Here is a 24,560-nt window from a genome sequence, read left to right on the forward strand (position 1 = left end):
CGTGTCGTTTCCGTTCCGCTTCGGCGTCAACCTGCTCGACCCCGCCCCCGGTGACGCGTGGCGCGCCAAGTGCCGCCGGGCCGAGGAGCTCGGCTACGACGTGATCCTGGTCCCCGACCATCTGGGGATGGCCGCGCCGTTCCCGGCGCTCGTCGCGGCGGCGGCCGTCACCGAGCGCCCGCGGCTGGGCACCTTCGTCCTGAACGCGGGCTTCTGGAACCCGGCGCTGCTGGCCCGCGAGGTGGCGACGACGGACGCGCTGACCGGCGGGCGCCTCGAACTGGGCCTGGGCGCCGGGTACGTGCGGGCCGAGCACGACAGCGCCGGGCTGCCGTTCGGCTCGCCGGGCGAACGCGTCGACCATCTGCGGCGCACCGTCGGGGAACTGGAGCGGCTGCTGGGCTCGCCGGAGTTCCGCCCGCGTCCGGCCCAGCAGCCGCGGGTGCCGCTGCTGATCGGCGGCAACGGTGACCGGATGCTGCGTCTGACGGCCGAGCACGCCGACATCGCCGCGTTCGCGGGGGCGTATCCCGTGCCGGGCAGTACGACGGGAAAGCTGGCGCCGGTCCCCGCCGACCGGCTGGAGGAGCGCATGGCCCGCTACCGGCAGCTGGCCGCCGGGCGCGCCCGGCCCGCGGAGCTGAACCTGCTGGTCCAGCAGGTCACGGTGACCGGTGACCGCGAGGCGGCGCTGCGTCCGCTGCTGGAGCGGCAGCCGGATCTCACCCTGGAGCAGGCGCTGGAGCTGCCGATCTTCCTGGTCGGCACCGAGGAGGAGATCGTCGAGCAGGTGCTGGCGCAGCGGAAGCGCTACGGGTTCACCTATCTGACGGTGCTGGAGCCGTCGATGGAGGCGTTCGCCCCGGTCATGGCCGCGCTGCGCGGACGGTGACCGTCCGGATCGTGGAATTCGGCGTCCCGGCCCGGCGGAGGTGATGTGATCACTACATGTCTGATCTGCGGATACGGGCCGCGACGCCCGACGACCTCGACACCGTGCTGGCCTTCTGGAGGACCGCGGCCGAGGGCACGAGCATCAGCGACGACCGGGCCGGGGTGGAGCGGCTGGTCGAGCGCGACGCCGAGGCGCTGATCCTGGCCGAGCGGGACGGGGAGCTTCTCGGCACGGTGATCGCGGGCTTCGACGGCTGGCGCTGCCACCTCTACCGGCTGGCCGTGCGTCCGGACCACCGCCGCCGGGGCATCGGCACGGCGCTGCTGGCCGCCGCCGAAGAGCGGTTCGTACGGCTCGGCGGGCGGCGCGGGGACGCGATGGTGCTGGTGGACAACGAGCGGGCGCACCACGCCTGGCGGGCGGCCGGGTACGCGCCCGAGGAGCATTGGCGGCGCTGGGTGAAGCCGCTCGGCTGAACCGGCCGACCCCCCCTGCACGATCTCTTTGCCGATCCTTTACCATCGGAGGGACACTCGACCCTCCGATGAAAGGTTGTGAGCGTCCGCCCATGGGCGAGCCTCCCAGTCCGCGACACCGCGCGGTCCATTCTGTCCTGCCCGATCATGGGACGGAGGTGACCCCATGACCGAAGTGCTGCTCCTGCTGGTGGCGATCCTGCTGTCGCTCGCCTGCGGCGCCTTCGTGGCCGCCGAGTTCTCGCTGACCACGGTCGAACGAAGCGAGCTGGAACGGGCCGCGGAGCGCGGCGAGCGCGGCGCCTCGGGCGCCCTGAAGGCCGTACGGAACCTGACCTTCCAGCTCTCCGGCGCCCAGCTCGGCATCACGGTGACCAACCTGGTGGTCGGCATGCTCGCCGAGCCGTCGATCGCCAAGCTCATCGCCGGGCCCCTGGAGGCGCTGGGCATCTCCCGGTCGACCGCGAGCTCGCTGGCGCTGGTGCTGGGCACGGCGCTGTCGACGGTGTTCCTGATGGTCGTCGGCGAGCTGGTGCCGAAGAACTGGGCGATCTCCTCGCCGCTGGCGGTGGCCCGGACCGTGGGCAACGCCCAGCGCTGGTTCAGCGCCGTCTTCCGCCCGTTCATCACCCACCTGAACAACACCGCCAACCGTTTCGTACGGCGTCTCGGCATCGAACCCGCCGAGGAACTGGCCTCCGCGCGCGGCCCGCAGGAGCTGGCGGCACTCGCCCGGCACTCCGCGAAGGAGGGCGCGCTGGAGGCGGACACCGCCGAGCTGTTCGTCCGGACGCTCAACCTCGCCGACCTGACCGCGGAGAACGTGATGACCCCGCGCGTGCAGGTCATCGCCCTGGACGAGCAGGCGACCTGTGAGGACGTGGCGAACGCGACGCGCGCGACGGGGCTGTCCCGCTTCCCGGTCTACCGCGGGAACCTCGACACCGTCGTCGGCACCGCGCACATCAAGGACGTGCTCACCCTGCCCGCCGAGCAGCGCCCGCGGGTGCCGGTCGGCGAGCTGATGCGCGAGCCGCTGCTCGTCCCCGAGTCCCTCACGGTCGACCGGCTGCTGGACCGGCTGTCCGGCCGGCGCACCATGGCCGTCGTCATCGACGAGTACGGCGGCACGGCGGGCGTGGCCACGCTGGAGGACATCGTCGAGGAGGTCGTCGGCGAGGTCCGCGACGAGCACGACCCGCACGAGACACCCGACCTCGCCCCGGCCGGCACCGACGAGGACGGCCGCGCCGTGTTCTCCGCGGACGGCGCCGCCCGCGTCGACCAGCTCGCCCGGGTCGGCCTCAGGCCGCCCGAGGGGCCGTACGAGACGCTGGCCGGCCTGGTCGCCGCCGAGCTGGGCCGTATACCGGCCGTCGGTGACCGCGTGCAGGTCGCCGGCTGGCGCATGGACGTCGTCGACGCCTCCGGGCGCCGGGCGGCCCGGGTGCTGCTGCACGCGCCGCTGGACGACGAGAAGCGGGGCGAGGACATGAAGGAGGCCGGCCGATGACCGCCGTACAGCTGCTGATCGGCCTGGCGACCCTGGTCGTCAACGCCTTCTTCGTCGGCGCCGAGTTCGCGCTGATCTCGGTGCGGCGCTCGCAGATCGAGCCGCACGCGGAGGCGGGCGACCGGCGCGCCAGGAGCGTGCTGTGGGGGCTGGAGCACGTCTCCGCGCTGATGGCCGCCGCCCAGCTCGGCATCACCCTGTGCACGCTGGTCCTCGGTGTGGTCGCCGAGCCGGCCATCGCCCACCTGCTGGAACCGGTGTTCCACGCGGTCGGCGTGCCGGAGAGCGCCGGGCACGCGGTGTCCTTCGTGATCGCGCTGACCCTCGCCACCTATCTGCACATGCTGCTGGGCGAGATGGTGCCGAAGAACATCGCCCTCGCCGAGCCGGTGCGCAGCGCGCTGCTGCTGGGTCCGCCGCTGGTGACGCTGTCGCGGGCGCTGAAGCCGGTGATCTTCGCGATCAACGCGTTCGCGAACGCGCTGCTGAAGCTGATGCGGATCGAGACCAAGGACGAGGTGACGGCGACCTTCTCGGACGCCGAGCTGGCGCAGATCGTCAAGGACGCGGGCGAGGCGGGGCTCATCGACGAGCGGGCCCGAGAGCGGCTGCACGACGCGCTGGAGCTGGGCAGCAGGCCCGTGCGGGACGTCGTGCTCCCGCTGGAGCGAGTGGTGTACGCGCGTGTGGGCGTCACGCCGGAGGAGCTGGAGGGGCTGTCGGCCGACTCCGGGTTCTCCCGCTTCCCGGTGGTCGACGAGGGCCGCCGGATCGTCGGCTACCTGCACGTGAAGGACGCGCTGGACGCCGCCCCGCGGGACGTGCCGTTCCGGCTGCGGGACATGCGCCCCATCGCACGCGTGAGGGAGACGACGCCCCTGGACGACGTCCTCACCGCGATGCGCGGCAGCCGCACCCATGTGGCGGCCGTGCTGGGCGAGGACGGACGGCTGGCCGGGCTGGTGACAATGGAGGACGTCCTGCGGGAGCTGTTCGGACAGCCGGCGTTGTAGGAGGGCCGGCTGGGCCCGACCCTTGGGCGTGGCCGAGCTGTCCGGCGGATCGGTGCCGTGGTCGGCCGACGGGCCGGTGGCATGGGCGTTCGGCGGGCCCCGGGCCGTGACCTGGCCAGGGCCGTCCGGCGGGCCTGGGCCGATGCCGGTCGGCGGGCCGGTGCCAAAGTCGGTCGGCCGGGCCGGAGCCGTGACTGTGCCAGGGCCGTCGCGCGGGTCGGTGCCGATGCCGGTCGGCGGTGCCGTGGCCTTGGCCGTCCGGCGAGCCGGTGCCGGTCGGCAGGCCGGAGCCCCGGCCGTCCAGCGGGCCGGGGCCGTAGCCGTCCGGCCGGGCGGCGTCGTATCGCCGCCCGGCGGACCGGAGGCCGGGGTGGTCGGCAAGGGCGTCCCGGGGTGACCGACCGCTGGGTATGGCGGGTCGGATAGCATCGGGGGCGCCATGCAGACGAACCCCGCCCACACCAGCCTCGTCGCCGTCGGTGACTCCTTCACCGAGGGCATGTCGGACCTGCTGCCCGACGGTTCCTACCGCGGCTGGGCCGATCTCCTCGCGGCCCGGATGGCCGCCCGCACCCCGGGCTTCCGGTACGCCAACCTGGCCGTGCGCGGCAAGCTCATCGGGCAGATCGTGGAGGAGCAGGTCGGCGTGGCCGCCGCCATGGGCGCCGACGTGATCACGCTGGTCGGCGGCCTGAACGACACCCTGCGGCCCAAGTGCGACATGGGCCGGGTGAAGGGCCTGCTGACGGAGGCCGTGGAGCAGCTGGCGCCGGCGTGCAAGCAGCTGGTGCTGATGCGCAGCCCGGGCCGCCAGGGCCCGGTCCTGGAGCGGTTCCGGCCGCGCATGGAGGAGCTGTTCGCCTGCGTGGAGGAGCTGGCCGCCCGGCACGACGCCCTGGTCGTCGACCTGTACGGCGCGCCCGCGCTCAGCGACCCGCGGCTGTGGGACGTCGACCGGCTGCACCTGACCGCGGAGGGCCACCGCCGGGTCGCGGAGGCGGTGTGGCAGGCCCTCGGGTACGAGGCGGAGGACCCCGACTGGCACGTCGCGCCGCCCCCGGCGCTGCCGCCGGGCTGGGTCGCCCGCCGCGTCGCCGACGTCCGCTTCACCCGCCAGCACCTCCTGCCGTGGATAGGCCGCCGGCTGACCGGCCGCTCCTCGGGCGACGGCCGCCCCGCCAAGCGCCCGGAGCTGCTGCCGTACCTCATGGACACCACCGAGTGACGGCCGTCTCGTAGCTTCCGCCGAACCGGGCCGTGGCGCTGGCCTGCACGAATCGCCAGTAGAATCTGGTCACTGTTCTACTGCCAATCTCGTTTGTGCTGGTCAGTGGCCGTATTGCATGGTCGACGACAGTCCCTGTCTCACAATTTCTCACACAGGGGCTTTTTGATCTCCGCCGTGGAAGCTGTCCCACGCGGTCGCCGCGGCCCTCAGATCCTCGACGTCCGGGCGGACGTACTTCCGCTTCGTGAAGCTCGCGTTCGTGTGACCGGCCCAAGCCGCGAGGATGTGGTCCGGCACCCCCGCGTTCGCGAGGTACGTCAGGCAGGAGTGCCGCGCGTCGTACAGGCGAACCTGCCGCATCTCAAGCTCCCGCATCAGCCGGTACGCGTGCTCGCGCAGGTGGCGGGTGTTCCGTGGGATGCCAAGCTGATCCACGACGACGTACGGCGAGTCCGTATAGCCCTCGCCAGCTGCCAGCTTCTCGCGGGCCTGGAGAGCCCTGAACTTCTTCAGCGCGTCCAAGGCCCGGGACGGCAGCGGCAGAACGCGCTCGCCGGCCGCGGTCTTGGCGTCCTTCTCCAGCACCTTCACGTTGCCGATCATCGTGCGGGTGTTGGTCATCTCCAGCGTGGCGAGCTTGAAGTCGATATCCGACCAGCGCAGGCCTACCACCTCGGCCGGCCGCAGGCCCATCAGGGACAGCAGCAGCGGGGCATACAGGCGGTCCCGCTCGATACCTCCGATGAACCGCTGCACCTCGGGCACGGTCCAGGGCCGAGCCTTGGGACGCTCGCGCTTGTCGGCCTTCTTGTCGGCCAGGCTGATTCGCACGTACTGCGCCGGGCTGGTCGCGATGAGCTTGCGCGCCACGGCCCGGCCGAGCGCTTCCTTCAGCCGGGTGAGGACGCCCTCGGCGGTGGACACGGCAAGCCGGGTGCCGGCCTCGCCGCCCTTGCGGCGGCCGTTGGCCACGACGTCGTCGATGCAGTCCTTCACCTGGTCCTCGGTGAGTTCCTGCAGTCGGACGTGACCGATGCGGTCGTACACGTGGACCAGGGCGAGCCGGTAGGTGCGGATCGTCGTCTCCTCGACGTCGCGCCGCTTGTACTCCAGCCACTGGTCGAGCCACTCCCCCAGCGTGATCGCACTGGGAATGATCAGCGTTCCGGCCGAGCGCTGGTGCTGGATGCGGCTGCGCTCGGCGATGACCTCCTTTTTCGTGTCCTTGGTGATGGTGAGCTGGATGCGCTTGCCGTTCTCGTCGCGGCCGGCGTCGACGACGGTGCGGTAGCGGACCGTGCCGTTCTTCAGCGTGATCTTCTTGATCTCGGCCACGCCCTCCCCCTTCCCTTCCTGCGGGATCGCTTTCTACTGCTGCTCGCCCTCAGGTGATTCAGCTTCAGACCCGTGCGCCTCCGCCTCGCGCTGCTCGCGCTCCCACGCGAGGGCCTGGCGATTACTCTCCGCCTGCCGCTCTGGCGTGAACCACGCAACGGAAGCCGCACGCTGCCGCTCCGGCGACATGGCGGGAAAGCCCGCGGCCAGCTCGGCGACGCTCTCCGGTGGCGCCTGATAGCCCTCCGGGAAGATCCGCGCGAACTCCTCAGGTGTGAGGTCTCGCAAGAGCGGCCCCGGCTCGGCGCCCGCCCGGCCCTTTACGCTCGGGCCGAGCCATCCTGCCTTCCGGGCGCGGGCGATCCACGAACGGACGGTTTCCTCTGGCCGGTCAAACTCGGTGGCCATCCGCTTGACGGCGCCGGCAGGACGGCCGGGAGCCGTCTCGGCGAGGTACGCAACGGCGACACTGCGGAGAAGATCCTCGCTTAGCGCGGAGCGGCCTCCGCTTCGCCGCGGTCGGGGAGCTGGGGACTCGACGCTCTGCACTGGTTCGCTGGACTGCGCAGCCCGGGCGACGACTGCGCGCGCGAGGTGGAGGATGTCTCCCACCTGCACACGCCGCAGCAGGCTGCCCGTGATGCCACTGCCTGTCCGGTCTACGGCCTGCAGTTCCACCCTGGAGATCACCAGCCCTTGAGCCCCTCGGGCGATATCTCCTCTCGCCAACCAATCACCAGACGTTGGACGGGCCTCGAACGTCGCCACAACGGCACCTTCTGCCTGGCTGGCTGCGGCGGCAACGTCGGCGATCGCGTTGATGTGGACCTCTTCGGGCCCATCGGTCGTGGGGGGTGTCGGTGTAGTCACCGGTCGAGCATGACAAGAACGCAACGCCAGGTCAACACACCAGCACTGCTGACGTGGTTCACCAGGTCTGCACGCCTGGTTGACTTCAACTCCCCAGGTCTGCCAAGCTGGCCACATGACAGCCACAGCGCTACGCGTTCGGGCTCGCATGCTCCTTCATCAGGACCTTCCGGCACCCGAGGAGCGGCGGGCAATTCGTCAGGCGGCAGGCCTCTCGCAGGGGGAACTGGCCGAAGCTATCGGTGTCACGCGGCAGGCGATCAGCAACTGGGAAAGCGGCGCGCGCACGCCGAAGGGCTCTCACCTGGAGCGCTACGTCGCTGCGATCCGCACCCTTCGGAGCGCCGACTGATGGCCGCGAAGAAGACCGCGCAGCCGACGCTCACCGAGGTGAAGAAGTGGCCGGCCACGGTCGAGGTGACCCGTGCGGCGCTCGCCCTCGGATGCAGCCGGTCGCAGCTGTACGAGCTGATCAAGCGCGGCGAATCGCCCGTCGCGGTCCTCAGCTTCGGCCAGCGGCACCGCGTCGTCACCGCGTCGCTCGTCCGGCTCCTCGAAGCCCTCTGACGCACACACAAGACGGCCCGGCCGTCGGCGGTACCAGCGCCAGCGACCGGGCCTGAACGCCCCACCAACGACGAGACCCCGGCCATCTACCGCCAAGCAGACCCGGGGCCCGTCATCTCATTCGAGAGGAGACGTCATGTCTCACCAGCTTAGGGCCATCCCCACCATGGACACCACGCCGACCGGGCGTGCGCTGCCCTACATCCCCGAGCCGGCGCGCGAGCACCCCGAGCACATCACCCCGGCGGACACCACCAAGGGCGTCGACTGGAACCGGCTCGTCGCCGAGCTGCCGGACGTCGTCGACCAGGCCATGCAGGAGACGCTGCCCGGCCACTACTCGCCGGAGAAGGCGGCGTCCATCGCCGCGGGTCTCATCAGGGAGCTGCAGCAGTACCGGATGGGCGTCGCCCCCCAGGTCCGGGCGTGACCACCCGACAGACCCCCCGCCGACTCCGCCCGGCCCTCGCGGTCGGGCGGTGCCCGGCCTACTGACCGTCGCGTGCACGGCTCCGCCACCCCCGTGCACGCCGTTCCCGACCGCAGGCCGGTTCCCCAGCCGGCCGCCCCTCGGCAAGGACATCGAACGTGAACGAACTCCGCCCCGCCCCGCAGCGCGGCGACACCCCGGATGCGGTGGCACTGTGGGCGTCCGCCCGGGTGACCGAACTTCTCGACGGGCACGACGACCCGCCCGCCTACGGCTCACCGGAATGGCAGCGACTGCCCAGCACCGACCCGCGGAAGGGCGCTGCGATCGTCGTAGCTGCCGAGCTGTGGCGCCTGCACGGACACGACAACCTCTCCGTCATCGAGGCCGCCGACATGTGGCGCCGGTACGGCGACGACGTCGTCCAGTGGTTCAAGGAGGCGTCCACCCCGCGCGCGCCGCTCGCCCAGCGGAAGACGATCGCCGAGCTGGACGCGCTCGCCAAGCCGAGGCCGCAGCGCCCGGTCCAGGCCACCCAGGGTTGGCCGCCAGTGGCGATCCCTGGGCGCCCCGGCTGGTACCGCCGCCTCGCCAACGGCCGGCAGATCGACACCAAGAGGTCGGAGGCAGCGGCATGACCGAGGCCCTCGGCCTGATGGCACAGCTCACGGGCGACCGACCGCGCTGCGAGCGACACAACCAGTACATGCCATGCCAACACGTCGAGTGCCAGCAAGGCAGTCGTGAACCCGCCTGGGCTGCGGGCGTCAGAGCCGAGTCGGACGTGCACGCTGCGATAGAGAGCGCACCCGAACAGGACGTCCTCCCCAAGGCGTTCAAGCCTGGCGGCTCGTTCTTCCTGCAGGCGCTCGACGCACCTCCGGCCATCTGGGGACGTGACGGCGAGGTGCTGTGGGCCGAGGGTGAGGCGCTGGTGCTCGCAGGACCCCAGGGTGTGGGCAAGACAACGATCGCCACGCAGCTCATCCGCGCGCGACTCGGCCTCCAAGAGACGGTCCTCGGTCTGCCCGTACAGCCGGGCAAGAAGTGTCTGATCCTCGCCATGGACAGACCTGCCCAGTTCCGCCGCGCTGGCCGTCGCATCTTCGGCGCTGACGACGAGGACTACCTGAACGAACACCTCGTCGTGTGGGAGGGGCCGCCACCGTACGACCTCGCGAAGCGCACCGACATCCTCGCCGCGATGTGCGACAAGGCGGGGGCGGACACGGTCCTCGTCGACTCCATCAAGGATGGCGCCCTCGGCATCTCCAGCGACGAGGTGGGCGCGGGCTACAACCGTGCCCGGCAGAAGGCGCTCGCCGAGGGCGTCCAGGTGCTGGAGAACCACCACGTGAAGAAGGCCGGCGCGAACGGTGGTGAGCCCAACACCCTTGCCGACGTGTACGGGTCGGTATGGATTACGGCCGGGGCAGGTTCTGTGATCATGCTTTGGGGTGAGGCTGGCGATCCCGTGGTCACCTTCCGGCACCTGAAGCAGCCGATGGACGAGGTCGGCCCCCTGCAGCTCATCCATGAGCACCAGAGCGGTATCACCACCGTGCGGCACAGCGCTGACCTGGTGGACATGGCGCGCATCGGAGGCGTTCACGGACTCACGGCCGCGGCTGCCGCCGAGGCGATGTTCGAGACGAAGAAGCCCACCCCCGCGCAGCGAGAGAAGGCGCGCCGGAAGCTGGACAAGCTGGTCTCTCAGAGGCTGCTCATCAAGGTCGGTTCGACCACCCCGAGCGATCCAGCGCGCTGGTATCCGGCCGCGCCCGACGGGACGCACGGACCCTCACGCTGACCCTCACGCACCCTTCACGGCGACCGACCCTCACGCACCCCTCACGGACCCTCACGCGGAAACAAAAAGCCCAGCTCACAGCCTCACGCTTACCCTCACGGACCCTCACGGCCAGGGACCCTCACGTTCCCCCCTCCTCTAAGAGGAGGGGAACCGTGAGGCCCACGAGCAACAGGAGACACCCAATGCCCGATCTCGTTCCGGCAGACGGCTACCTCGCTGTCTTCACGGGCCTCGACACATCGACCGGCGAAACGCGCTACCACCCGCGCTCCCTGATCGCATGGACGGTGGACGACGACGGACGGCTCGTCGGCCACTACGTCAACGCGAACGGCCAGACTGCCCTGGCCAGCAAAGTTCCGAACTTCTACCGGTACATGACCGAGACGGAGTGGGAGAACTTCGCCCTCTACTCCATCCGTCCCGCCCGCACCGCGCAACGAGGCACCGCATGACCAGCCACGTCGAGCAGCAGGTGCAGGCCCGTATCGCGGCCGCGCGCGCCAAGGGCGAGGCGGACAAGCAGCGCCGGCAGGAGCTGGCCGAGGCCCGGCAGCGCGGCCTCGCGGCCCGGCACGCGCAGAAGCTCCGGCACCAGGGTGCTCGTCGCGGCGCTCTCAACGACCTCACCGCCGAGGAGATCGCCGGACCGGTTGGCTACCTGGCCGCGTGCCTGGCCCAACTGCGCACCGGCCACGGTATCGCGGGCCTCGACACGGGCCTCGTCTCCACGGTGCCGCCCACGCAGGCCGACGCGGACAACGCCCGTCTGATCGCCAGCGCGGTCCGCCGGATGCTGGCCGCGCCACTCAAGCCCCTCGGCTGTCGACCGGCGGCCGGGCAGTCCGGCGAGGGAGGACCGGATGCTGATGGCTCCGCGTAGACCGTGGTTCCGCGTGGGCGGTGGCTCCGTGGTGGAAGGTGGCCCGGTTCGTCGGGTCGGTCGGGTGATGGCAGGAAGGTGGGTGACGGCATGAGAACGGTGCGCGGCGGTCGGGGGCGTGGGCTGGTGCGGTGGCGGGCGGTGGGGGAGGCGTTGCTGCGGGTGCGGTCGGTGCTGCTGGATGCGGTCGGTCTGGGGTTGCTGGCTACGGCGGCGTTCACGTGGTCGACGACGGCGGGGTTCGTTGCCGCTGGGGTGGCGGTCCTGGGGATGAACTGGCGGCTGAGCGAGGGCGCGCAGTGAGCGGCGGGCACAACTTCGCGGGGGCGCGGCCGGTGCTGTCGCTGGGGATCCCGGACTTTGTGATGGAGGCGCGGGAGCGGCTGCCGTGTCGGGATGATCCGGACGCGTGGTTTGTGGAGGGGTTGCGGCCGCGGCAGGCGCGGGAGTTGTGCGCGGGGTGTGCGTACCTGGAGCCGTGTCTGGTGTACGCGTTGGGGCGGCCGGAGTTGTGGGGGGTGTGGGGCGGGACGACGCGGCGGGAGCGGGAGTCGCTGCGTCGGGGGCGGGCGGCGGCGGAGTTGCCGGCGGCGTAGCGCGGGGCGGGGCTGGAGCGGGTGAAGGGATCGGGCGGACGTGTGTCCACCCGGTTACTGGTAGATCGGTTCAACGAGTAACGGAGGTAGGAAGATGACGATCACGGCGGAGATGGTGGCCCAGGCTGAGGCCGAGGTGGCTGAGGCGGAGCGGGTGCGCGCGGCTGCTGAGGAGGCGCTCATGGAGTCGCCGAACAGCACGGTGAAGTCGACGGAGCTGGCGGCGGCGCTGAAGCGGGTGGCGCAGTGCCGGGTGAACGCGCGGGAGCTGCGCGAGGCGTACGACGCTCAGGTGGAGGCGGAGCGTTCGGCGGCGACGAGGGAGGAGCTGGAGAAGGCGGCGGCGAAGGAGATCGCGGCGGCCGGGAAGGAGCTGAAGGCGGCGCGCGGCCGGCTGGAGGATGCGGCGGAGGCGGCGCAGAAGGCGCTCGTCGACCTGATGAAGCAGGCCGAGGGGTACGACGCGGCCGTGGAGCGGCATGCGGGGGTGCTGGCGGGTGCCGGCCTGGGGCTGGATGGTGAGTCGGGTGGGGCGGCGCGGTTCTTCGACTGCGTGGTGAAGGCGCGCGGCGCCGTGTACGAGTCGGCTGGCTCGCAGGCGGTGCTGATGCACGTGGTGCATCGGGTGGCCGCGGCTCGGCTTCCGCACCCGTGCCCGGCGGTGGGCCTGCTGGAGTACAACACGGGGCGCCTGGTCCCGGAGAACCGTGAGGACGGGCTGCTCTCCGGTCTGCCGGCGCCGGAGCGGCTGGACTTCCCGGAGCTGCCGCGGGCGGTGAACGCCCTCCAGGCGCAGCGGGCAGCGAAGTGATGAGGGCGAGCTACGGCACGAGGAGGTGGACGGCATGGTCGCGGTGACGATCGAGGATCTGGAGCAGGCCGAGCGGGCGGCTGAGCGGGCGCAGGGAGAGCTGCGGGAGGCGGAGCGGGGGTACGCCTCGAATCGCGCTTCTCGGACGGCGTACGACCGGCACAAGGAGGCGGTGGAGGCTGCGGATCACGCGGCGGTTCGGGCGCGGCTGCTGCGTGAGGAATGGCAGCAGCAGGAGGCGGCGCGCGAGGTGCGTGCCACGGCGGGTCGCGAGGCTGCCGAGGCCATGGCGGGTGACGTGCAGCGGCTGGTGGACGCGCGCGCGGCGGCTGTGGCCGCGGTGCTGGGGGCGGCGTCGGCGATGGGGCGCGCGCTCGATGCGCTCGGGGAGTTCGACGGTGCGGTGCGTGAGGCGGGCGGGAAGCTGGCCGAGCGTGGTCTGCTGACGCGGGAGGGCGAGGAGACGGGCGCTCATCTGGACGGGTCGGCATGGATCGCGGGGCGCCAGTGGCCGCTGATCGATGCGGGCGGGGTGCTGGCCGACGTGCTGCGGGATCTGGTGCTGGAGCGGTGGCCGCGGCATCCGCTCGCCAGGCTCTCCGTGCTGCCGTATGGGGGCGCCACGGCGGGCAGGGGCCGTGAGGAGGTGGTTGCCACGGTGCGGGAGGGGAGGGCCCGCTAGGGGTTCGGTTGTGGGCGGCGCCCGGTTCTTCCTGCGGGGAGGGGCCGGGCGCCGTTCGTCACGCCTGTGCGTGTGACTGTCGTTGCCGGAATGCCTTCTGCCGGCAGCGGGGCGAGCAGTACCGGGAGTCCGCGCGGCCGGTGACGATCTGTTCCCCGCACGTTTCGCAGGGGGCGCCGCTCCCCTTGCCGCCGTTACGGCTACGGGTAAGGGACGTGCTGCAGGACGGCGAGCACGTGACACGCCTCAGCAGGGGGTCGCCGTTGCGGACGACCTGCAGGCCACAGGCTGTGCAGAGGGTGGCGGGCATCGGCTTGCCGCGGCCGACGAGTCCAGTCCACCGGACAGGCAGCGCCTTGTGGTCGTCGTTGCAGTAGCCGCGGCGGTTGTCGTGGCAGTCCCGGCAGATCAGCAGGAGTGCGCGCCCCCAGCGGCGCCGACCCCACTGTGCCCCCTGCATGAGGTAGGCGGGCTGATCGGCGAACTCAGTGGCACACACTGCGCACGTTTTCTCACCCATAGCCGTAACGGTACATCGAGTCTCAGGAATCTGTCACTCACAGCCGTAACGCCATTGTCTGAATACGCCAATGCCGGCAGCACGTTTCCGCATCTCGACTTGCACAGCCTCCTACGATCTTTGTAGGAGGTGACCAAAAATGGTCATGAGCGAACTCGACGAACTCCCCCCGCGGTCCCGGGCAGCGGTGCTGCTGGCGATGGGCCTCCCGACGGAGGAGATAGGCCCGCTGGTCGGCGCGTCTGGCCGGACGGTGCGCCGGTGGCGTCAACGCCCGGAGATGCGGGCGGACATCTGCAAGGTGCGGCTGCGGCTGCTGGACGGCTTCGTGAAGTCCTTCCAGACGGAGGAGGCCCGGTGAGCCGGAAGAAGGCCCGTAAGCCGCGCAGGCAGCGTCCTGCGGGCGCGGGCAAGGTGACGGTGCGCGTCGAGTGCAGCCCCGGCGTGGCCGTCGAGGTGGTCCTGCCGGGCTACACGGGAGACGAGTACCGCCGGGCGCAGCAGCGGGCGCAGGCCGGCGACTTCAGAGCACCGGATGTCTGGCGTCTGATCGAGGCTCTCAGTGCTGCGATCGGCCACGATCTCGACGCGTCGCAGTGGGGTGACAACGACTTCCTCAAGGCCGCCGCCTACCTGGGGCTCGTCTCCGGCGACGAGTGGTCGCCGGCAGATGACGCGGCGGTGGCGGCGCTCCTGCGCGGCGAGGGGGCCGACGATGGCCGGTGACTCCGTAGACATCCACGTCCAAGCCCATGTGGCTCAGGCGCAGCGTGCTTTCCGTGACCTGAAGGGCGAGGTCGCGGGGCTCAAGGGCACGCTGATCCCTCTCGCGACGGCGGCGGCGCCGATCGCAGCGACGATGGGCGCGGTCGCGGTCAAGGCTGCGGGGGCGACGACGGCGCTCGCGGCGTTCGGTGTGGCAGCGGCCGGGCAGATCGGCAATCTGTCCGACGCGGCGAAGGCGCAGGACAAGTACACCGACGCCGTGGCCAAGTACGGGCGCGGTTCGGAGAAGGCAGCCGCCGCGCAGCTCTCGTGGCAGCGGACCATGGCTGGCATGCCGCAGGCCACGGCCCGCGCGGCGACCGCTCTGGCCACGCTGAAGGACGACTTCCACGCGTGGTCCGACTCGTTGGCCGGCTTCACCATGAGCCCGGTCGAGAAGAGCTTCACGCTCATGGGGCAGCTCCTCCCCAAGCTCACCCCCATGGTGCAGGGCGCCTCCACCCAGTTGGACCGGCTGGTGACCGTGGCCGGCGGGGCGATGACCACGCCGGGCCTGGACCATGTGGCCGACAAGCTGTCGTCGTTCGCAACCGAGTCGCTGAAGGACGCGGTCGACGGCATCATCCACTTCTCCCGCGTCCTGTCGGAGGGGCAGGGTGGGGGCGGCGCGGTGCAGACGTTCATGGAGTTCGCCGAGCGGAACGGGCCCGCCGTCAAGGAGACCTTGCGCAACCTCGGTGAGGCGGTGATGACGCTGGTCGAGGCGTCCGCCGACGCCGGTCCGGGGATGCTGTCGCTGGTCAATGCGGGGCTGAAGCTGGTGGGTGCGCTGCCGCCGGAGCTGGTGGCCACGGTCATGCAGCTCGCCGTTGCGTTCAAGGCGCTGCGGCTCGCGGGCGCGGGGGTCGCCGCTCTGAGCACAGGCGTGGCCGCGTTCGGCTCAACCCTCGCTTCGATGCAGGCGGCATCCGCGGCAGCGGGCGGCGGGCTGATAGGGCTGAAGGCAGCGTTCATGTCACTGAGCATCAGCGCGCGTGCCGCTCTCATCACCACCGGCGTGGGTGCCATCGTCGTTGCTCTCGGGATGTTGTCGTCGATGTCGGAGAAGACGCCGCCCGACATCAACAAGGTGACGACGTCGCTCAAGGGACTGGCCGAAACCGGGAAGAACACTGGCGAGTCTGTGAGGGCCTGGGGCACGGACTTCGAGGGACTGCGTGAGAGCCTCTCGCGTCTCGACCCCAAGGGATTTGACGGGTTCCTGCAAGGCTGGGCCGAGTTTCTGGGGTCGGACTCGACCCTGGTCAAGGACGCGAAAGAGGACATTGATTCCCTCGACAAGGCCCTCGCAGATTTGGTCAAGGGAGGCCAGGCCGACGTTGCCGCGAAGGCCCTTGAGGAACTCGGGAAGAACCTCTCACCGGAGGAGTTCGCGGCACTCAAGGGCAGCATCGACGACTACAAGAGCGCACTGGCTGACGCGGACTACGAGCAGCAGCACGCGATGCAGTCGCTGGGCGTGTTCGGGCAGGCGGCGGCGGACACGTCGGCGAAGCTGGAGGCGCAGAAGAACGCCGCCGACGGGCTCCGCCAGAGCATCCTCGCCTTGAACGACGCCAACCGCAGCGCGTACGACGCGCAACTCGCCTTCGAGCAGGGACTTGACGACCTGACCGAGTCGTTCAAGAAGAACGGCGCCACCCTCAACGACGACACTGAGGCGGGCCGGAAGAACGGCGAGGCGATGTCGGCGGCCGCGAAGGCGCACGACGAGATGATCGCTGCATCGATCGCCGCCGGTGACTCGCTGGGCTCGATGATGAAGAAGTCCGACGAGCTGCGCTCTTCGATGATGCGGCTCGCAACGGAGGCGTTCGACGGGAACACGAAGAAGGCTCAGGAGTTCGTGAACACGCTCCTCGGCACACCGGAAAGCATCAAGACCCTGGTGAAGGCGGAGACCAGCGAAGCGATTCAGGGCCTCAAGGATGTCCAGACGGAGATCACCAAGACGCCGGGTGCGAAGGAAGTGCACGTCTCCACCCTGAACGCCGCGGCGATCGCAGCGCTGGAGGCCGTCGGGCTCAAGACCAAGCAGCTCCCCGACGGCAAGACCGCGGTGTACACGGCGAACGGCCAGGCCCTCGGATCGATCAGCGCGGTGGCGAAGGCGCTCAAGAACCTGAACGGCCAGGTCTCGCGGACGTTCACCTACCACACCGTCGAGACCCGGTACGCCTACAGCGGCAAGCCGCCGAGCAGCGGGAAGTCCCGGCATGAGCAGGTCGGTGCGACGGGCGGGCTGTACACAGGCCGCGGTTTCCGGTACGCCAGCGGTGGTCTGGTGCAGGGGCCCGGCACCGGCACGTCCGATGACGTGTTCGCGCCGTGGCTGTCCAACGGTGAGTTCGTCATCAAGGCCGCCGCCGTCCAGAAGTACGGCGAGAAGTTCCTCCAGCGGCTGAACGACGGGCAGATCGAGATGCCCCGCATGGCTGGTGGCGGCAAGGTCTCCGACGCGGAGAAGCAGGCGCGCGCGGGCCTGCGCGGCAGCATGGGCGTGTCCGGCTTCGGCCGGATGGCCGGCTACTCGATGACCAGCTTTGAGAAGGGGCTGACCAGCCAGCAGGACATGGGCTCGCTGGTGGCCGCGCTGAACAGCGTGCGCGGGCAGATCCAGGCGGCGACGCACGGCAGCACCGAGTCGCGCCTACTGCGCCAGTTGGACGGCGTGGGCAAGGGCCTCATCAAGTACGAGCGGCAGCTGTACAGCGTGACCAAGGCGCTCGACGGCGCAAAGTCGAAGCTCAACGACCTGAAGTCCAGCGCCGCGCAGGTGTCGAACACGGTGCGCTCCGGGATCCTCACCAGCTCGAACATCACCCGCGGCGCCAACAACGGCCAGCCGGTCACGGTGGCGACGGTCATGGCCGGGCTCACCGCCAGCCGGGACAAGGCCACCTCGTTTGCGGGCGCGCTGAAGGACCTCAAGGCGAAGGGCCTGCGCTCCGACCTCCTCCAGCAGATCGCCGAAGCAGGCACCGAGGGCGGCGGGCTTGAGACGGCGGGCGCCCTGCTGGGCGCATCGTCGTCGGAGATCCGCTCACTCAACGGCTTGCAGGGGCAGATCGTGTCCGCGGCCGGCGCGGCCGGGGCGACGACCGCAGACGCGGTGTACGGGGCTGCGATCAAGGCGCAGAACGCGCTCGTCGCCAAGCTTCAGCGCAGCCAGGACAGCCTGGAGAAGTCAATGCTCAACCTGGCCAAGGTAATGGAGACGGCCATCAGCCGCGCCATCGGCAGGAAGGCGGCCGGCGGCATCGTCGGAGCTGCCGCGTCGGGTGGAGTGCGCGGCGGCCTGACGTGGGTGGGCGAGCACGAGCCGGAGTTGCTCGACCTGCCTTCGGGGTCACGGGTGTGGTCCGGGCCGGACTCACGCCGCATGCAGCGGCAGGCGTGGGCGTCGATGCTCACCAGCGCGCCGCGCCGGAGCGTGCCGAGCCCGGTGCCGGCGGCCGCGTCGGCGGGTGGCGGGGAGCCGCTGGTGATTCAGGTGCGGATCGGTGAGCGCGAGTTCGGCGAGCTGTGGGTGGACACGGGCCGCAAGGCGGTCCGTGCCCGCGGGTCGATCGACGCGACGCTGAAGCCGCCACGGAACCGATAGGAGAGCGAGGGCTGGCCCTCGCCGACGGTCCCCCCTTAACGGGACCCGCTCGCCGTCTCGTCCTGAGGACGGGGGTGCAGACGGCGAGCGGGCGTCTGCGGAGCGGCCCGCCCTCGTGTCGCCGTCGGGCGGGCCGCTCGACCCGTGACGGCGTCCGCGCGGACCCGTACCGGGGTGTGAGGCGGCCGTCTCCGACGGGGGGGCGGAGACGGCCGCCAGCTCATGGGGCTTCAGAGCCGAGGGCCGTCTGGTACGCCTTCCACAGCGCGTCCGCCTCCGGGCATCGCGGCCCGCTTCGGTCGCAGCTCACGCACGTGCCCCAGTGGTCGAGGTACGCGTTGTACGCCCGCTGCGACGCGGAGAACCGGGCCGTGGCGGCGATGCGCTGGAGATGGCCGGCGCCGCCGGATCCGTCGCGCCACTCCCACCCGGGCCTGCTCACGACCACTTCCGAACGGCCCGCGACCCGTGCGGGTGGTTCCGGATCTCCACGTTGCAGTCGGACACGCCGGACAGGTTGCCGACCCGCTCCGCCGCGGCCCGCTGCTTCGCGAGGGCCCGGCACACCCCACAGCCGGCCGCGGGCTCCGGCCGGTCCAGCGGCAGGGGAAGACTGAACGGCTGCTCTTGAAACGTCTGAGGTTTCATCCTCTGCCCTCCGTAGGCGGTCGGCCGCCCGGCCCGAACGCGGCGCCGAGTACGGCAGGATCAGTGAGCTGGCCCGACCCGTCCGGACGGCGCAGCCAGAAGCGGCCTTCCAGCTGCCAGCCGGTGGGCGGGCAGCGCAGCGACCAGGGCGGCGGGTGCACCGTCACCTGGTGCACGTCCGCCAGGTCCCGGTAGGCACTGAGGGGCACGAGCCACCAGGCCTTGTCCTCCAGCGGATCGGCGAGGACCGGGCCGCGGTGCTCCTCCGGGATGCGGTACAGCGCGTACGTGGCGGCGGCGAGCCGGGTCTCGGCGGCGAGCCAGGTCCCGCCGGTCGGTATCGGCGCGAGGACTTCCTCGTCCCACGCTGCGCGCGCGAGGTCCGGGTGTGGTGAGCACTCGGCGAGCCACGCGTCCCCAGCCTTGTACATCTCGGCAACGGTGGTCTTCAGGACGGCCATGCGCAGCACCGTATGCAGGGCGATTGCCGGCTCGTGCGGCGATTGCGCGCGATTGCGCAACGGGGTGCGCGGGTTGTGGCCGGTTGCCTACGAGAGGTCCAGAGAGGCCCGTGCGCGGCCGATCAGCCGTTGCGCCAGCTCCCCGTACTCGGCCGACTCCGTCAGCCACTCCCACGCCCGCTCGTACAGCGTGAGGTCTTCGTCAGCGGTGAGCCACAGTTCCTCGCTGATCGTCTCCACGATGACCAGGCGCCGGTCGTAGATCCAGAAGGCGTGCGGGACGGTGCGGCGCAGCTGCGCGCCGAAGGGGATGATGCCCAGCTCGATGCGGCTCTGGCCGACGAGGTTGTACAGCCGGTCTAGTTGGGGCGCCATCACCTTCGCGGGGCAGGCCCGGTGGTAGAGGGCGGCCTCGCACAGGACGAAGTGGAACGTCTTGTCCGGGTCGTAGAGCGCTTCCTGGCGGCGCATCCGGGCTGCGACAGCCGCCTCGATGTCCGAGGGGATCCCGCGGAACTGGGCGAGGCTGTCGAACAGCGTCCGCGCGTACTCCGGCGTCTGGAACAGGCCCGGGACCCGGGCCACCTCCAGGCCGCGGATCTGCTTCGTCTTCTCCGTGAGGCGGACGCCGATCTCCTGCCGTCCACGGTGCCCACCGTCGGCCAGCTGCCGCCGCCAGGAGCGGTGCCGGACCGACGCCACGTTCAGCGCGGCGAGCAGCCCGTGAAGCTCCCGCTCCGCGTCCGGCCGGCCGATGGCCTGCGCCCAGGCGGTGAGGTCCTCCCGGGTGGGGGTCTGCTTGCCGTTCTGCAACCGGGACACCTTGGAGGTCTGCCAGCCCAGCGCGGCAGCTATCTGCTTGCCTTCCAGACCGGCCTCGGCGCGCAGCTCGCGCAGGCGCGCGCCGAGGGCTTCGCGCGCGGTCTGGAAGTCGTTGCTCACACAGTGGAAGCTACCTGCTTCGCGAACTCCGTTGTAGGCACAGCGTGGTGCCAGGCGGCCTCCCGGGCCTGGCAGGCGGCGAGGACCTCCGCCGGGTCTTCGGTGACGTACACGCCCAGCGTGGTGTCGTCCTCGTCGAACGCGAACCGCGCCACGATCTTGGAGTCGAACAGCCAGAAGTCGTAGTCCGGCAGACGCAGCTGCTCGGCCTGCGCCCGGGTGAGGTTGCGGATGTCCTCGCCGGCGGCGACGTTGCCGGGCGCGCTCGCGAGGAGGAACCGCTGCCCCTCGGTGGCGGGCTCGTCGACCAGGCGCACGCGTTCGAATCGCTTCCCGGCCGCGGTCTGCGCCGCGACGTTCTCCAGCCACGCGCTCGGCTCGGCTGCGATGTCCTCCCCGGCCTGCCAGCGCTGCCACTTGGGACTGCGCCGGTCGGACGCGTAGCCGCGGCGCGTCTCCAGCCGCCAGGCGGTGTGCCGGAACTCGCGGAAGAGGTGGGCGATCGCGCTGAACGGCTGGAGCTGCGGCGCGTCGGTGCGCGGCGCGTAGCGGACGAGGAGGCTGCGCGGCACGCGTACGAACGTCTCGCTCGGCTTCACGTCGCGCAGCTGGACGAGGTGGCCCGGGTCGGTCTCGCGGTCGCCCTGCACGAGGATCTCGTCCGTCTCCGGGATCTCGTACAGGGTCGGGCAGTCGCCCTCGTCGCTGGTCGTGCCGATGAACCTGAGCGTCATGTCCGCCTCCACGTTCGGTGGTTGGGGTAACAGGATGCTCGGGATTGCCGCTGCTGCGCCGACGGATTGCAGTGGATTGCGCACGGACGGGCAGCCGCACCGGTTGCGCGCAATCAGGCTCAGGCGGCCGCCGTTCGGCGAACGGATCAGTCGCCCGAGTGGGTCCACGGCTTGCAGCCGGAGGTCTTGAAGAAGTCCCCCTCCTCCAGCTGGACGATCGCCCGGCCCGTCGTCAGGTCGTTGGCGATGATGGACTCGCCGGACGCGTCCCCCATCCGCGCCCAGTAACAGCCGGACGATCCATCGGCCGGCCCCTTCGTGGTGTAGGTGCCGGGCGCGAGGTACTCGTCGTCCAGCGCCTTGAAGGGATCGTCGTACGAGGGCTCGGTGTTGGTGATCTCGTAGGTGCCTTCCTGCACACCGACGGTCTCGCCGAGGGAGTTGTCGAGGTCCTTCAGCGTCTCCTCGAAATCCTCCTGCGCCTGCCTCAGCGATTCCGACGGCGACAGCTCGGAGGGCGTGGCCGACGCCTCACCACCAGGCGCGGCGGTGACCTTGCTGGGCGAGAGCGACGGCTTCGCAGTCTCGTCGCCGCCACTGGAGCAGGCCGTGAGGGCGAGCATCAGGGCAGCGGTTGCGGTGATCGTGTGGGTGCGCATGGTCCCCCCGGGAGTGTGTGCTGGCAGGGGCATCATGCGATGTGTGAATACACAGTGTTGGCTGTGTGTCCGTGTTGTGACCAAGGGGCGCGCGCGTCGTGCAGCTGGGGCGGACGGCCGCCTCCGGGTCCTCGCGCCGACGCCTAGCGGATCCCGGCTTGGTGGGTGCGGCGCCAGTGGTTGTGCAGGCGCCGGCCGACGCGCAGCCGGAGCTTCTTGCCATGGCAGCGCGGGCACAGGCGCGGCTTCCTGAACCGCTCGACTTGGCCGAGGCCGCGGCACTTACGGCACGGGGCGAACGGCTTCGCCCAGCACAACACGGCGTAACCACCGGCCAGCAGGAGCATCGCTGCCATCGCAGTCAGCATGTGGTGTCTTCCCCTTCGATCCGGGCGTTTCCCGGGGTTCGGGCGGTGCCCCTGCTAGACGCTAGGTGCCTGCTCAGGGGCCGGATTGGGTGCTAGCGGGGCTGCTAGGCCTAGCAGGGGTGTCTGCTAGACCTAGCAGCGATGGGAGCCTCAGGCGGCGAGCCTGTCGGCCTCACGGCGGGTAACGGCGGCGACGACGTCGGCGCGGCGGAAGCCTCGCCGGGTGGCCTTGTCTCCGTCGTCGGTCTCGCCCCACACGTCGCGAATGGTGACGCCCCACGGCTTGAGCGCGGTCGTCACGTTGACGGCCGTCCAGCCGTCGTAGACGTCGGGGCGCAGCTCGGCGAGCCGGGCGGCCACCCGCTCGTTCCACACCTGTTCCTCGCTGGCGGCCACCACCTTCAGCACGTCGCCGAGGACGTCCATGCCGACCGTGGCCGCGGGTCCCTCGCCGAGGGCGTGGCCGGTGATGTTGCCGTACTCCTCGCGCATCTTGCGGGCGCGGGCGACGACCTGTTCGGCCCTGGGGGCGTCGACGAACGCGGAGGCGACGATGCGGGGGTCGTCGCCCTCGCCGGCCATGTAGCAGATGCCGAGGTCGCGGCGGCTGAACATGGTGGCGCGGATACCGGCCTTGTAGGCGCCGGTGCCCAGCACCATGTCGTTGGCCTGGTGGCCCATCACCTTCAGGCAGAACCGCAGGACGGCGTTGGCGCTGATGCCGGGCGGCAGGCTCTTGGCGTCGGGCCGCTGGGTGGCGTAGATGCCGACGATGCCCAGGGCGGGGCCGCGCTTGGTGATGTCCGTGCAGATGGACTCGATCTCGGCGCCGTGCTTGTCGTGCTCGAAGAGCACCTGGCACTCGTCGATGCCGATGACGATGGGGTGCAGTCCGAGGCTCTTGTCGCTGGCCAGAGCCGGGGTCACCTTCGACTCGGGGCAGCGCGAGCGCGGCAGGGACTTGATGACCTTCGCCCGGCGCCGCAGCTCCTCCTTGACCTCCCGCAGCGCGTGCAGGATGTACTCGACGTCTTCGTCTTCCTCGCCGGCCCGGTAGCGGTGCGCGACCGGTTCGAGCGCGCCGAGGTCGCCGGTGCCCTTCAGGTCGAACGCGAGGATCCAGGCCCGCGGGTCGAGGGCGGCGATGAGCAGCAGCAGGCGCAGCAGGAACGTCTTGCCCATGCGGGGGATGGAGCCGATGACGATGGCGGCGAACATCAGGGTGACCTCGACCCAGCGCATGCGCTGGTCGTTGCCGAACACGACCGGCTTGAACAGGTCGACGCGGCCGTCCTTCAGCAGCGGCCAGGCGGGCTTGGTGGTCTCGTTCATCGGCTTGTCGCCGACCCACAGCACCAGGCGCCCCTCGTGCTCGTCGGGGTCGCCGGACGGCCACACGCAGCCGACCTTGCGGCGCAGGCCGGAGGCCAGCTGTTCCCGCTTCTCCATGATGTCGTCGGGGGTGACGCCGTAGGGCAGGTCGAGGTCGGCGCGGTAGCCGGGGCCGTCGCGGACGATTTCCGAGGTGAAGCGCATGCCGTCCATGCCGCCGCCCTTCTTGATGGCGGCGGAGATGCGCGGGTTGCCGATGGCGTCCAGGCCGCGCAGCACGATCGTGCCGGTGAGCTTCTGCAGCTCGGTGCGCATGACGGCGGGGCCGATGACGGGGGCGTCGGGCTGCTGGCCGAAGTAGCCGAGGGTGAGCACGCCGCCGGCCGCGAACGCCCACAGGTAGGCGGGGGCCATGACGTACAGCCAGAGGGCGAAGCCGATGCCGAAGACGCAGGCGACGACGGTGATCAGGCCACGCAGGCGGACCCGGTTGCCGCGCAGGCGGGCCAGGTGCAGGTACTCGTCGACGTCCTCGGTGCGCACGGCGTGGTCGCGCAGCGGTGCCGCTTCGCGGTCCCAGATCCAGCGGTTCGTCGAGGCGATGAAGCGGCAGGCGCCGCGCGGGGACATGGCGGCCAGCTGCAGCGCGTACCAGGGGGCACGCACCCCGTGGTAGGCGGCGGCGTACCCGAGGCGCCCCGCGGTGTGCTTGGCGGCCGTACCGAACTCGTCTCGGTCGCGCAGCCAGGGGGGCAGGATCGGCTTCCGCTTCTCGTCGACGACGCCGGGGGCGGGAAGCTTCGGGTTGTCGACGGGTACGGGCGCACTCGGCTCGTCGGGTACGGCGGGTGCAGGCGTACCCGCGGCCTCGGTGGTGGGCGGTACGACGGTGTCCGTCATGATAGGAACTCCGGGTTTTCGTTACGCATTTCGTTACGGGACCGGGCACGGGGCGGCCGGCGGTTCCTAGGCCGGGTACGGCCGCCCCGTGGCGTTGCTACTTGCCGTGCTTGCGGCGCAGGGCCTGCTGCTCGATCTGCTCGACGCGCCGCTGCAGCTTGGGCAGGTCGGCTCGCGGCAGTGCCATACGGGCCGTCAGGCCGGCGATCGCGGCTTTCTCCCCGGCGGTGAAGTCGGAGAAGGTCAGCTTGTCCATGGGGTCTCCCCTCGGTGAGCGGTGCGGGCGGGTCAGTCCTTCTCGATGCCGGTGGACCACCAGCAGATGGTGGGGTTGCGGCGCTCGACCTCCTTGCGGATCTGCTCCCGCTCCTTGTCGCCGCGGGCCTCGACCTCCTTCATCCGGTCGTCGATCTCCTTCATGCGGCGGTCGTAGGCGGCCTTGTTGGCGGCCTCGAACTTCTGGACACGGCGCTTGAACATGGGCTTCGTCCTCT

At 70.9% G+C, this 24,560-nt stretch carries 30 protein-coding genes; 19 read left to right on the forward strand and 11 right to left on the reverse strand.

Going from position 1 to position 24,560, the window contains the following annotated elements; translation table 11 throughout:
• Window position 1: 1 nt before the first annotated feature.
• From IE308_RS14050 to IE308_RS14070, 5 genes are all read left to right on the forward strand, one after another.
• On the forward strand, window positions 2–892 hold the full coding sequence (locus tag IE308_RS14050) for an LLM class F420-dependent oxidoreductase (RefSeq protein WP_190218146.1): 891 nt from the start codon (window positions 2–4) through the stop codon (window positions 890–892).
• Window positions 893–948: 56 nt separating this feature from the next.
• Window positions 949–1,371: a GNAT family N-acetyltransferase gene (locus tag IE308_RS14055; RefSeq protein ID WP_190218147.1), complete on the forward strand. Its 423-nt coding sequence runs from the start codon at window positions 949–951 to the stop codon at window positions 1,369–1,371.
• A gap of 166 nt (window positions 1,372–1,537) precedes the next feature.
• Window positions 1,538–2,884 (forward strand): hemolysin family protein, encoded by a 1,347-nt coding sequence (locus tag IE308_RS14060; RefSeq protein WP_110626715.1) that lies wholly within the window; start codon window positions 1,538–1,540, stop codon window positions 2,882–2,884.
• On the forward strand, window positions 2,881–3,897 hold the full coding sequence (locus tag IE308_RS14065; RefSeq protein ID WP_110626716.1) for a hemolysin family protein: 1,017 nt from the start codon (window positions 2,881–2,883) through the stop codon (window positions 3,895–3,897). The genes IE308_RS14060 and IE308_RS14065 overlap by 4 nt, the downstream gene beginning before the upstream one ends.
• Before the next feature lie 439 nt (window positions 3,898–4,336).
• Entirely contained in the window at window positions 4,337–5,122 is a 786-nt protein-coding gene (locus IE308_RS14070) for an SGNH/GDSL hydrolase family protein (protein ID WP_190218148.1), read from the forward strand.
• A 150-nt stretch (window positions 5,123–5,272) separates the two neighbouring features.
• On the opposite strand, the gene IE308_RS14075 is transcribed toward IE308_RS14070, so the two are convergent.
• Window positions 5,273–6,460 (reverse strand): site-specific integrase, encoded by a 1,188-nt coding sequence (locus tag IE308_RS14075; protein ID WP_190218149.1) that lies wholly within the window; start codon window positions 6,458–6,460, stop codon window positions 5,273–5,275.
• Window positions 6,461–6,493: 33 nt separating this feature from the next.
• Window positions 6,494–7,330: a hypothetical protein gene (locus IE308_RS14080; protein WP_190218150.1), complete on the reverse strand. Its 837-nt coding sequence runs from the start codon at window positions 7,328–7,330 to the stop codon at window positions 6,494–6,496.
• A gap of 115 nt (window positions 7,331–7,445) precedes the next feature.
• Between IE308_RS14080 and IE308_RS14085 the strand changes: the two genes are divergently transcribed.
• The 14 genes from IE308_RS14085 to IE308_RS14150 all read left to right on the forward strand — a co-directional run bounded on the left by IE308_RS14085 (window position 7,446) and on the right by IE308_RS14150 (window position 18,022).
• A complete protein-coding gene (locus IE308_RS14085) occupies window positions 7,446–7,682 on the forward strand; it encodes a helix-turn-helix domain-containing protein (RefSeq protein ID WP_190218151.1) in 237 nt (78 codons plus the stop codon).
• Window positions 7,682–7,897 carry a DNA-binding protein gene (locus tag IE308_RS14090; protein WP_190218152.1) on the forward strand — a complete coding sequence of 72 codons (216 nt, stop codon included), beginning with the start codon at window positions 7,682–7,684 and terminating at the stop codon, window positions 7,895–7,897. The genes IE308_RS14085 and IE308_RS14090 overlap by 1 nt, the downstream gene beginning before the upstream one ends.
• A gap of 136 nt (window positions 7,898–8,033) precedes the next feature.
• Window positions 8,034–8,327, forward strand: coding sequence for a hypothetical protein (locus IE308_RS14095; protein WP_190218153.1), 294 nt, complete (start codon window positions 8,034–8,036; stop codon window positions 8,325–8,327).
• Between the two features lie 158 nt (window positions 8,328–8,485).
• Complete coding sequence (locus IE308_RS14100) at window positions 8,486–8,965, forward strand: DUF2742 domain-containing protein (RefSeq protein ID WP_229908862.1); 480 nt, start codon at window positions 8,486–8,488, stop codon at window positions 8,963–8,965.
• Complete coding sequence (locus IE308_RS14105; protein ID WP_229908863.1) at window positions 8,962–10,137, forward strand: AAA family ATPase; 1,176 nt, start codon at window positions 8,962–8,964, stop codon at window positions 10,135–10,137. Before IE308_RS14100 ends, IE308_RS14105 begins: the two co-directional genes overlap by 4 nt.
• Window positions 10,138–10,322: 185 nt before the next feature.
• On the forward strand, window positions 10,323–10,595 hold the full coding sequence (locus tag IE308_RS14110) for a DUF6253 family protein (protein ID WP_190218154.1): 273 nt from the start codon (window positions 10,323–10,325) through the stop codon (window positions 10,593–10,595).
• Window positions 10,592–11,023, forward strand: a complete 432-nt coding sequence (locus tag IE308_RS14115) for a hypothetical protein (RefSeq protein WP_190218155.1) — start codon at window positions 10,592–10,594, stop codon at window positions 11,021–11,023. The genes IE308_RS14110 and IE308_RS14115 overlap by 4 nt, the downstream gene beginning before the upstream one ends.
• Window positions 11,024–11,113: 90 nt before the next feature.
• Window positions 11,114–11,326 (forward strand): hypothetical protein, encoded by a 213-nt coding sequence (locus IE308_RS14120; RefSeq protein ID WP_190218156.1) that lies wholly within the window; start codon window positions 11,114–11,116, stop codon window positions 11,324–11,326.
• A gap of 62 nt (window positions 11,327–11,388) precedes the next feature.
• Complete coding sequence (locus tag IE308_RS37460) at window positions 11,389–11,619, forward strand: WhiB family transcriptional regulator (RefSeq protein WP_373314503.1); 231 nt, start codon at window positions 11,389–11,391, stop codon at window positions 11,617–11,619.
• Between the two features lie 94 nt (window positions 11,620–11,713).
• Window positions 11,714–12,430 carry a hypothetical protein gene (locus IE308_RS14130; protein WP_190218158.1) on the forward strand — a complete coding sequence of 239 codons (717 nt, stop codon included), beginning with the start codon at window positions 11,714–11,716 and terminating at the stop codon, window positions 12,428–12,430.
• 34 nt (window positions 12,431–12,464) lie between these two features.
• A complete protein-coding gene (locus IE308_RS14135) occupies window positions 12,465–13,112 on the forward strand; it encodes a hypothetical protein (protein WP_190218159.1) in 648 nt (215 codons plus the stop codon).
• 665 nt (window positions 13,113–13,777) lie between these two features.
• Window positions 13,778–13,993, forward strand: coding sequence for a sigma factor-like helix-turn-helix DNA-binding protein (locus IE308_RS14140; protein WP_190218331.1), 216 nt, complete (start codon window positions 13,778–13,780; stop codon window positions 13,991–13,993).
• Window positions 13,990–14,358 (forward strand): hypothetical protein, encoded by a 369-nt coding sequence (locus IE308_RS14145; protein WP_190218160.1) that lies wholly within the window; start codon window positions 13,990–13,992, stop codon window positions 14,356–14,358. Before IE308_RS14140 ends, IE308_RS14145 begins: the two co-directional genes overlap by 4 nt.
• The gene (locus IE308_RS14150; protein WP_190218161.1) at window positions 14,348–18,022 is read left to right on the forward strand and encodes a phage tail protein; all 3,675 of its coding nucleotides are present in this window, start codon (window positions 14,348–14,350) and stop codon (window positions 18,020–18,022) included. Before IE308_RS14145 ends, IE308_RS14150 begins: the two co-directional genes overlap by 11 nt.
• 220 nt (window positions 18,023–18,242) lie before the next feature.
• Here the strand turns inward: IE308_RS14150 and IE308_RS14155 are convergent, their stop codons facing one another.
• The 9 genes from IE308_RS14155 to IE308_RS14195 form a co-directional block, all read right to left on the reverse strand.
• On the reverse strand, window positions 18,243–18,464 hold the full coding sequence (locus IE308_RS14155) for a hypothetical protein (RefSeq protein ID WP_190218162.1): 222 nt from the start codon (window positions 18,462–18,464) through the stop codon (window positions 18,243–18,245).
• Between the two features lie 202 nt (window positions 18,465–18,666).
• Complete coding sequence (locus IE308_RS14160) at window positions 18,667–19,131, reverse strand: hypothetical protein (RefSeq protein ID WP_190218163.1); 465 nt, start codon at window positions 19,129–19,131, stop codon at window positions 18,667–18,669.
• A gap of 87 nt (window positions 19,132–19,218) precedes the next feature.
• Window positions 19,219–20,073: a helix-turn-helix domain-containing protein gene (locus tag IE308_RS14165; RefSeq protein WP_190218164.1), complete on the reverse strand. Its 855-nt coding sequence runs from the start codon at window positions 20,071–20,073 to the stop codon at window positions 19,219–19,221.
• The gene (locus IE308_RS14170) at window positions 20,070–20,807 is read right to left on the reverse strand and encodes a DUF6879 family protein (protein ID WP_190218165.1); all 738 of its coding nucleotides are present in this window, start codon (window positions 20,805–20,807) and stop codon (window positions 20,070–20,072) included. Before IE308_RS14170 ends, IE308_RS14165 begins: the two co-directional genes overlap by 4 nt.
• A gap of 146 nt (window positions 20,808–20,953) precedes the next feature.
• Complete coding sequence (locus IE308_RS14175) at window positions 20,954–21,466, reverse strand: Rv1352/Rv1906c domain-containing protein (protein ID WP_190218166.1); 513 nt, start codon at window positions 21,464–21,466, stop codon at window positions 20,954–20,956.
• A 143-nt stretch (window positions 21,467–21,609) separates the two neighbouring features.
• A complete protein-coding gene (locus IE308_RS14180) occupies window positions 21,610–21,822 on the reverse strand; it encodes a hypothetical protein (RefSeq protein WP_229908865.1) in 213 nt (70 codons plus the stop codon).
• Window positions 21,823–21,984: 162 nt separating this feature from the next.
• Window positions 21,985–24,066 carry a cell division protein FtsK gene (locus IE308_RS14185; RefSeq protein WP_190218168.1) on the reverse strand — a complete coding sequence of 694 codons (2,082 nt, stop codon included), beginning with the start codon at window positions 24,064–24,066 and terminating at the stop codon, window positions 21,985–21,987.
• A 97-nt stretch (window positions 24,067–24,163) separates the two neighbouring features.
• The gene (locus IE308_RS14190) at window positions 24,164–24,322 is read right to left on the reverse strand and encodes a DUF6257 family protein (RefSeq protein ID WP_190218169.1); all 159 of its coding nucleotides are present in this window, start codon (window positions 24,320–24,322) and stop codon (window positions 24,164–24,166) included.
• 32 nt (window positions 24,323–24,354) lie between these two features.
• Window positions 24,355–24,546, reverse strand: coding sequence for a hypothetical protein (locus IE308_RS14195; protein ID WP_190218170.1), 192 nt, complete (start codon window positions 24,544–24,546; stop codon window positions 24,355–24,357).
• Window positions 24,547–24,560: the final 14 nt, after the last annotated feature.

The organism is Streptomyces griseosporeus (assembly GCF_014656055.1).
Lineage (GTDB): Bacteria > Actinomycetota > Actinomycetes > Streptomycetales > Streptomycetaceae > Streptomyces > Streptomyces griseosporeus.

What these genes read in the sequence shown, in the direction of transcription:
- IE308_RS14190 (WP_190218169.1), bottom strand. Translation starts at nt 24,322, where the DNA reads ATGGACAAGCTGACCTTCTCCGACTTCACCGCCGGGGAGAAAGCCGCG.
- IE308_RS37460 (WP_373314503.1), top strand. Translation starts at nt 11,389, where the DNA reads ATGGAGGCGCGGGAGCGGCTGCCGTGTCGGGATGATCCGGACGCGTGG.
- IE308_RS14195 (WP_190218170.1), bottom strand. Translation starts at nt 24,546, where the DNA reads ATGTTCAAGCGCCGTGTCCAGAAGTTCGAGGCCGCCAACAAGGCCGCC.
- IE308_RS14070 (WP_190218148.1), top strand. Translation starts at nt 4,337, where the DNA reads ATGCAGACGAACCCCGCCCACACCAGCCTCGTCGCCGTCGGTGACTCC.
- IE308_RS14090 (WP_190218152.1), top strand. Translation starts at nt 7,682, where the DNA reads ATGGCCGCGAAGAAGACCGCGCAGCCGACGCTCACCGAGGTGAAGAAG.
- IE308_RS14115 (WP_190218155.1), top strand. Translation starts at nt 10,592, where the DNA reads ATGACCAGCCACGTCGAGCAGCAGGTGCAGGCCCGTATCGCGGCCGCG.
- IE308_RS14095 (WP_190218153.1), top strand. Translation starts at nt 8,034, where the DNA reads ATGTCTCACCAGCTTAGGGCCATCCCCACCATGGACACCACGCCGACC.
- IE308_RS14065 (WP_110626716.1), top strand. Translation starts at nt 2,881, where the DNA reads ATGACCGCCGTACAGCTGCTGATCGGCCTGGCGACCCTGGTCGTCAAC.
- IE308_RS14105 (WP_229908863.1), top strand. Translation starts at nt 8,962, where the DNA reads ATGACCGAGGCCCTCGGCCTGATGGCACAGCTCACGGGCGACCGACCG.
- IE308_RS14175 (WP_190218166.1), bottom strand. Translation starts at nt 21,466, where the DNA reads ATGCGCACCCACACGATCACCGCAACCGCTGCCCTGATGCTCGCCCTC.
- IE308_RS14150 (WP_190218161.1), top strand. Translation starts at nt 14,348, where the DNA reads ATGGCCGGTGACTCCGTAGACATCCACGTCCAAGCCCATGTGGCTCAG.
- IE308_RS14180 (WP_229908865.1), bottom strand. Translation starts at nt 21,822, where the DNA reads ATGGCAGCGATGCTCCTGCTGGCCGGTGGTTACGCCGTGTTGTGCTGG.
- IE308_RS14160 (WP_190218163.1), bottom strand. Translation starts at nt 19,131, where the DNA reads ATGGCCGTCCTGAAGACCACCGTTGCCGAGATGTACAAGGCTGGGGAC.
- IE308_RS14140 (WP_190218331.1), top strand. Translation starts at nt 13,778, where the DNA reads ATGAGCGAACTCGACGAACTCCCCCCGCGGTCCCGGGCAGCGGTGCTG.
- IE308_RS14110 (WP_190218154.1), top strand. Translation starts at nt 10,323, where the DNA reads ATGCCCGATCTCGTTCCGGCAGACGGCTACCTCGCTGTCTTCACGGGC.
- IE308_RS14135 (WP_190218159.1), top strand. Translation starts at nt 12,465, where the DNA reads ATGGTCGCGGTGACGATCGAGGATCTGGAGCAGGCCGAGCGGGCGGCT.
- IE308_RS14060 (WP_110626715.1), top strand. Translation starts at nt 1,538, where the DNA reads ATGACCGAAGTGCTGCTCCTGCTGGTGGCGATCCTGCTGTCGCTCGCC.
- IE308_RS14120 (WP_190218156.1), top strand. Translation starts at nt 11,114, where the DNA reads ATGAGAACGGTGCGCGGCGGTCGGGGGCGTGGGCTGGTGCGGTGGCGG.
- IE308_RS14130 (WP_190218158.1), top strand. Translation starts at nt 11,714, where the DNA reads ATGACGATCACGGCGGAGATGGTGGCCCAGGCTGAGGCCGAGGTGGCT.
- IE308_RS14185 (WP_190218168.1), bottom strand. Translation starts at nt 24,066, where the DNA reads ATGACGGACACCGTCGTACCGCCCACCACCGAGGCCGCGGGTACGCCT.
- IE308_RS14055 (WP_190218147.1), top strand. Translation starts at nt 949, where the DNA reads ATGTCTGATCTGCGGATACGGGCCGCGACGCCCGACGACCTCGACACC.
- IE308_RS14170 (WP_190218165.1), bottom strand. Translation starts at nt 20,807, where the DNA reads ATGACGCTCAGGTTCATCGGCACGACCAGCGACGAGGGCGACTGCCCG.
- IE308_RS14085 (WP_190218151.1), top strand. Translation starts at nt 7,446, where the DNA reads ATGACAGCCACAGCGCTACGCGTTCGGGCTCGCATGCTCCTTCATCAG.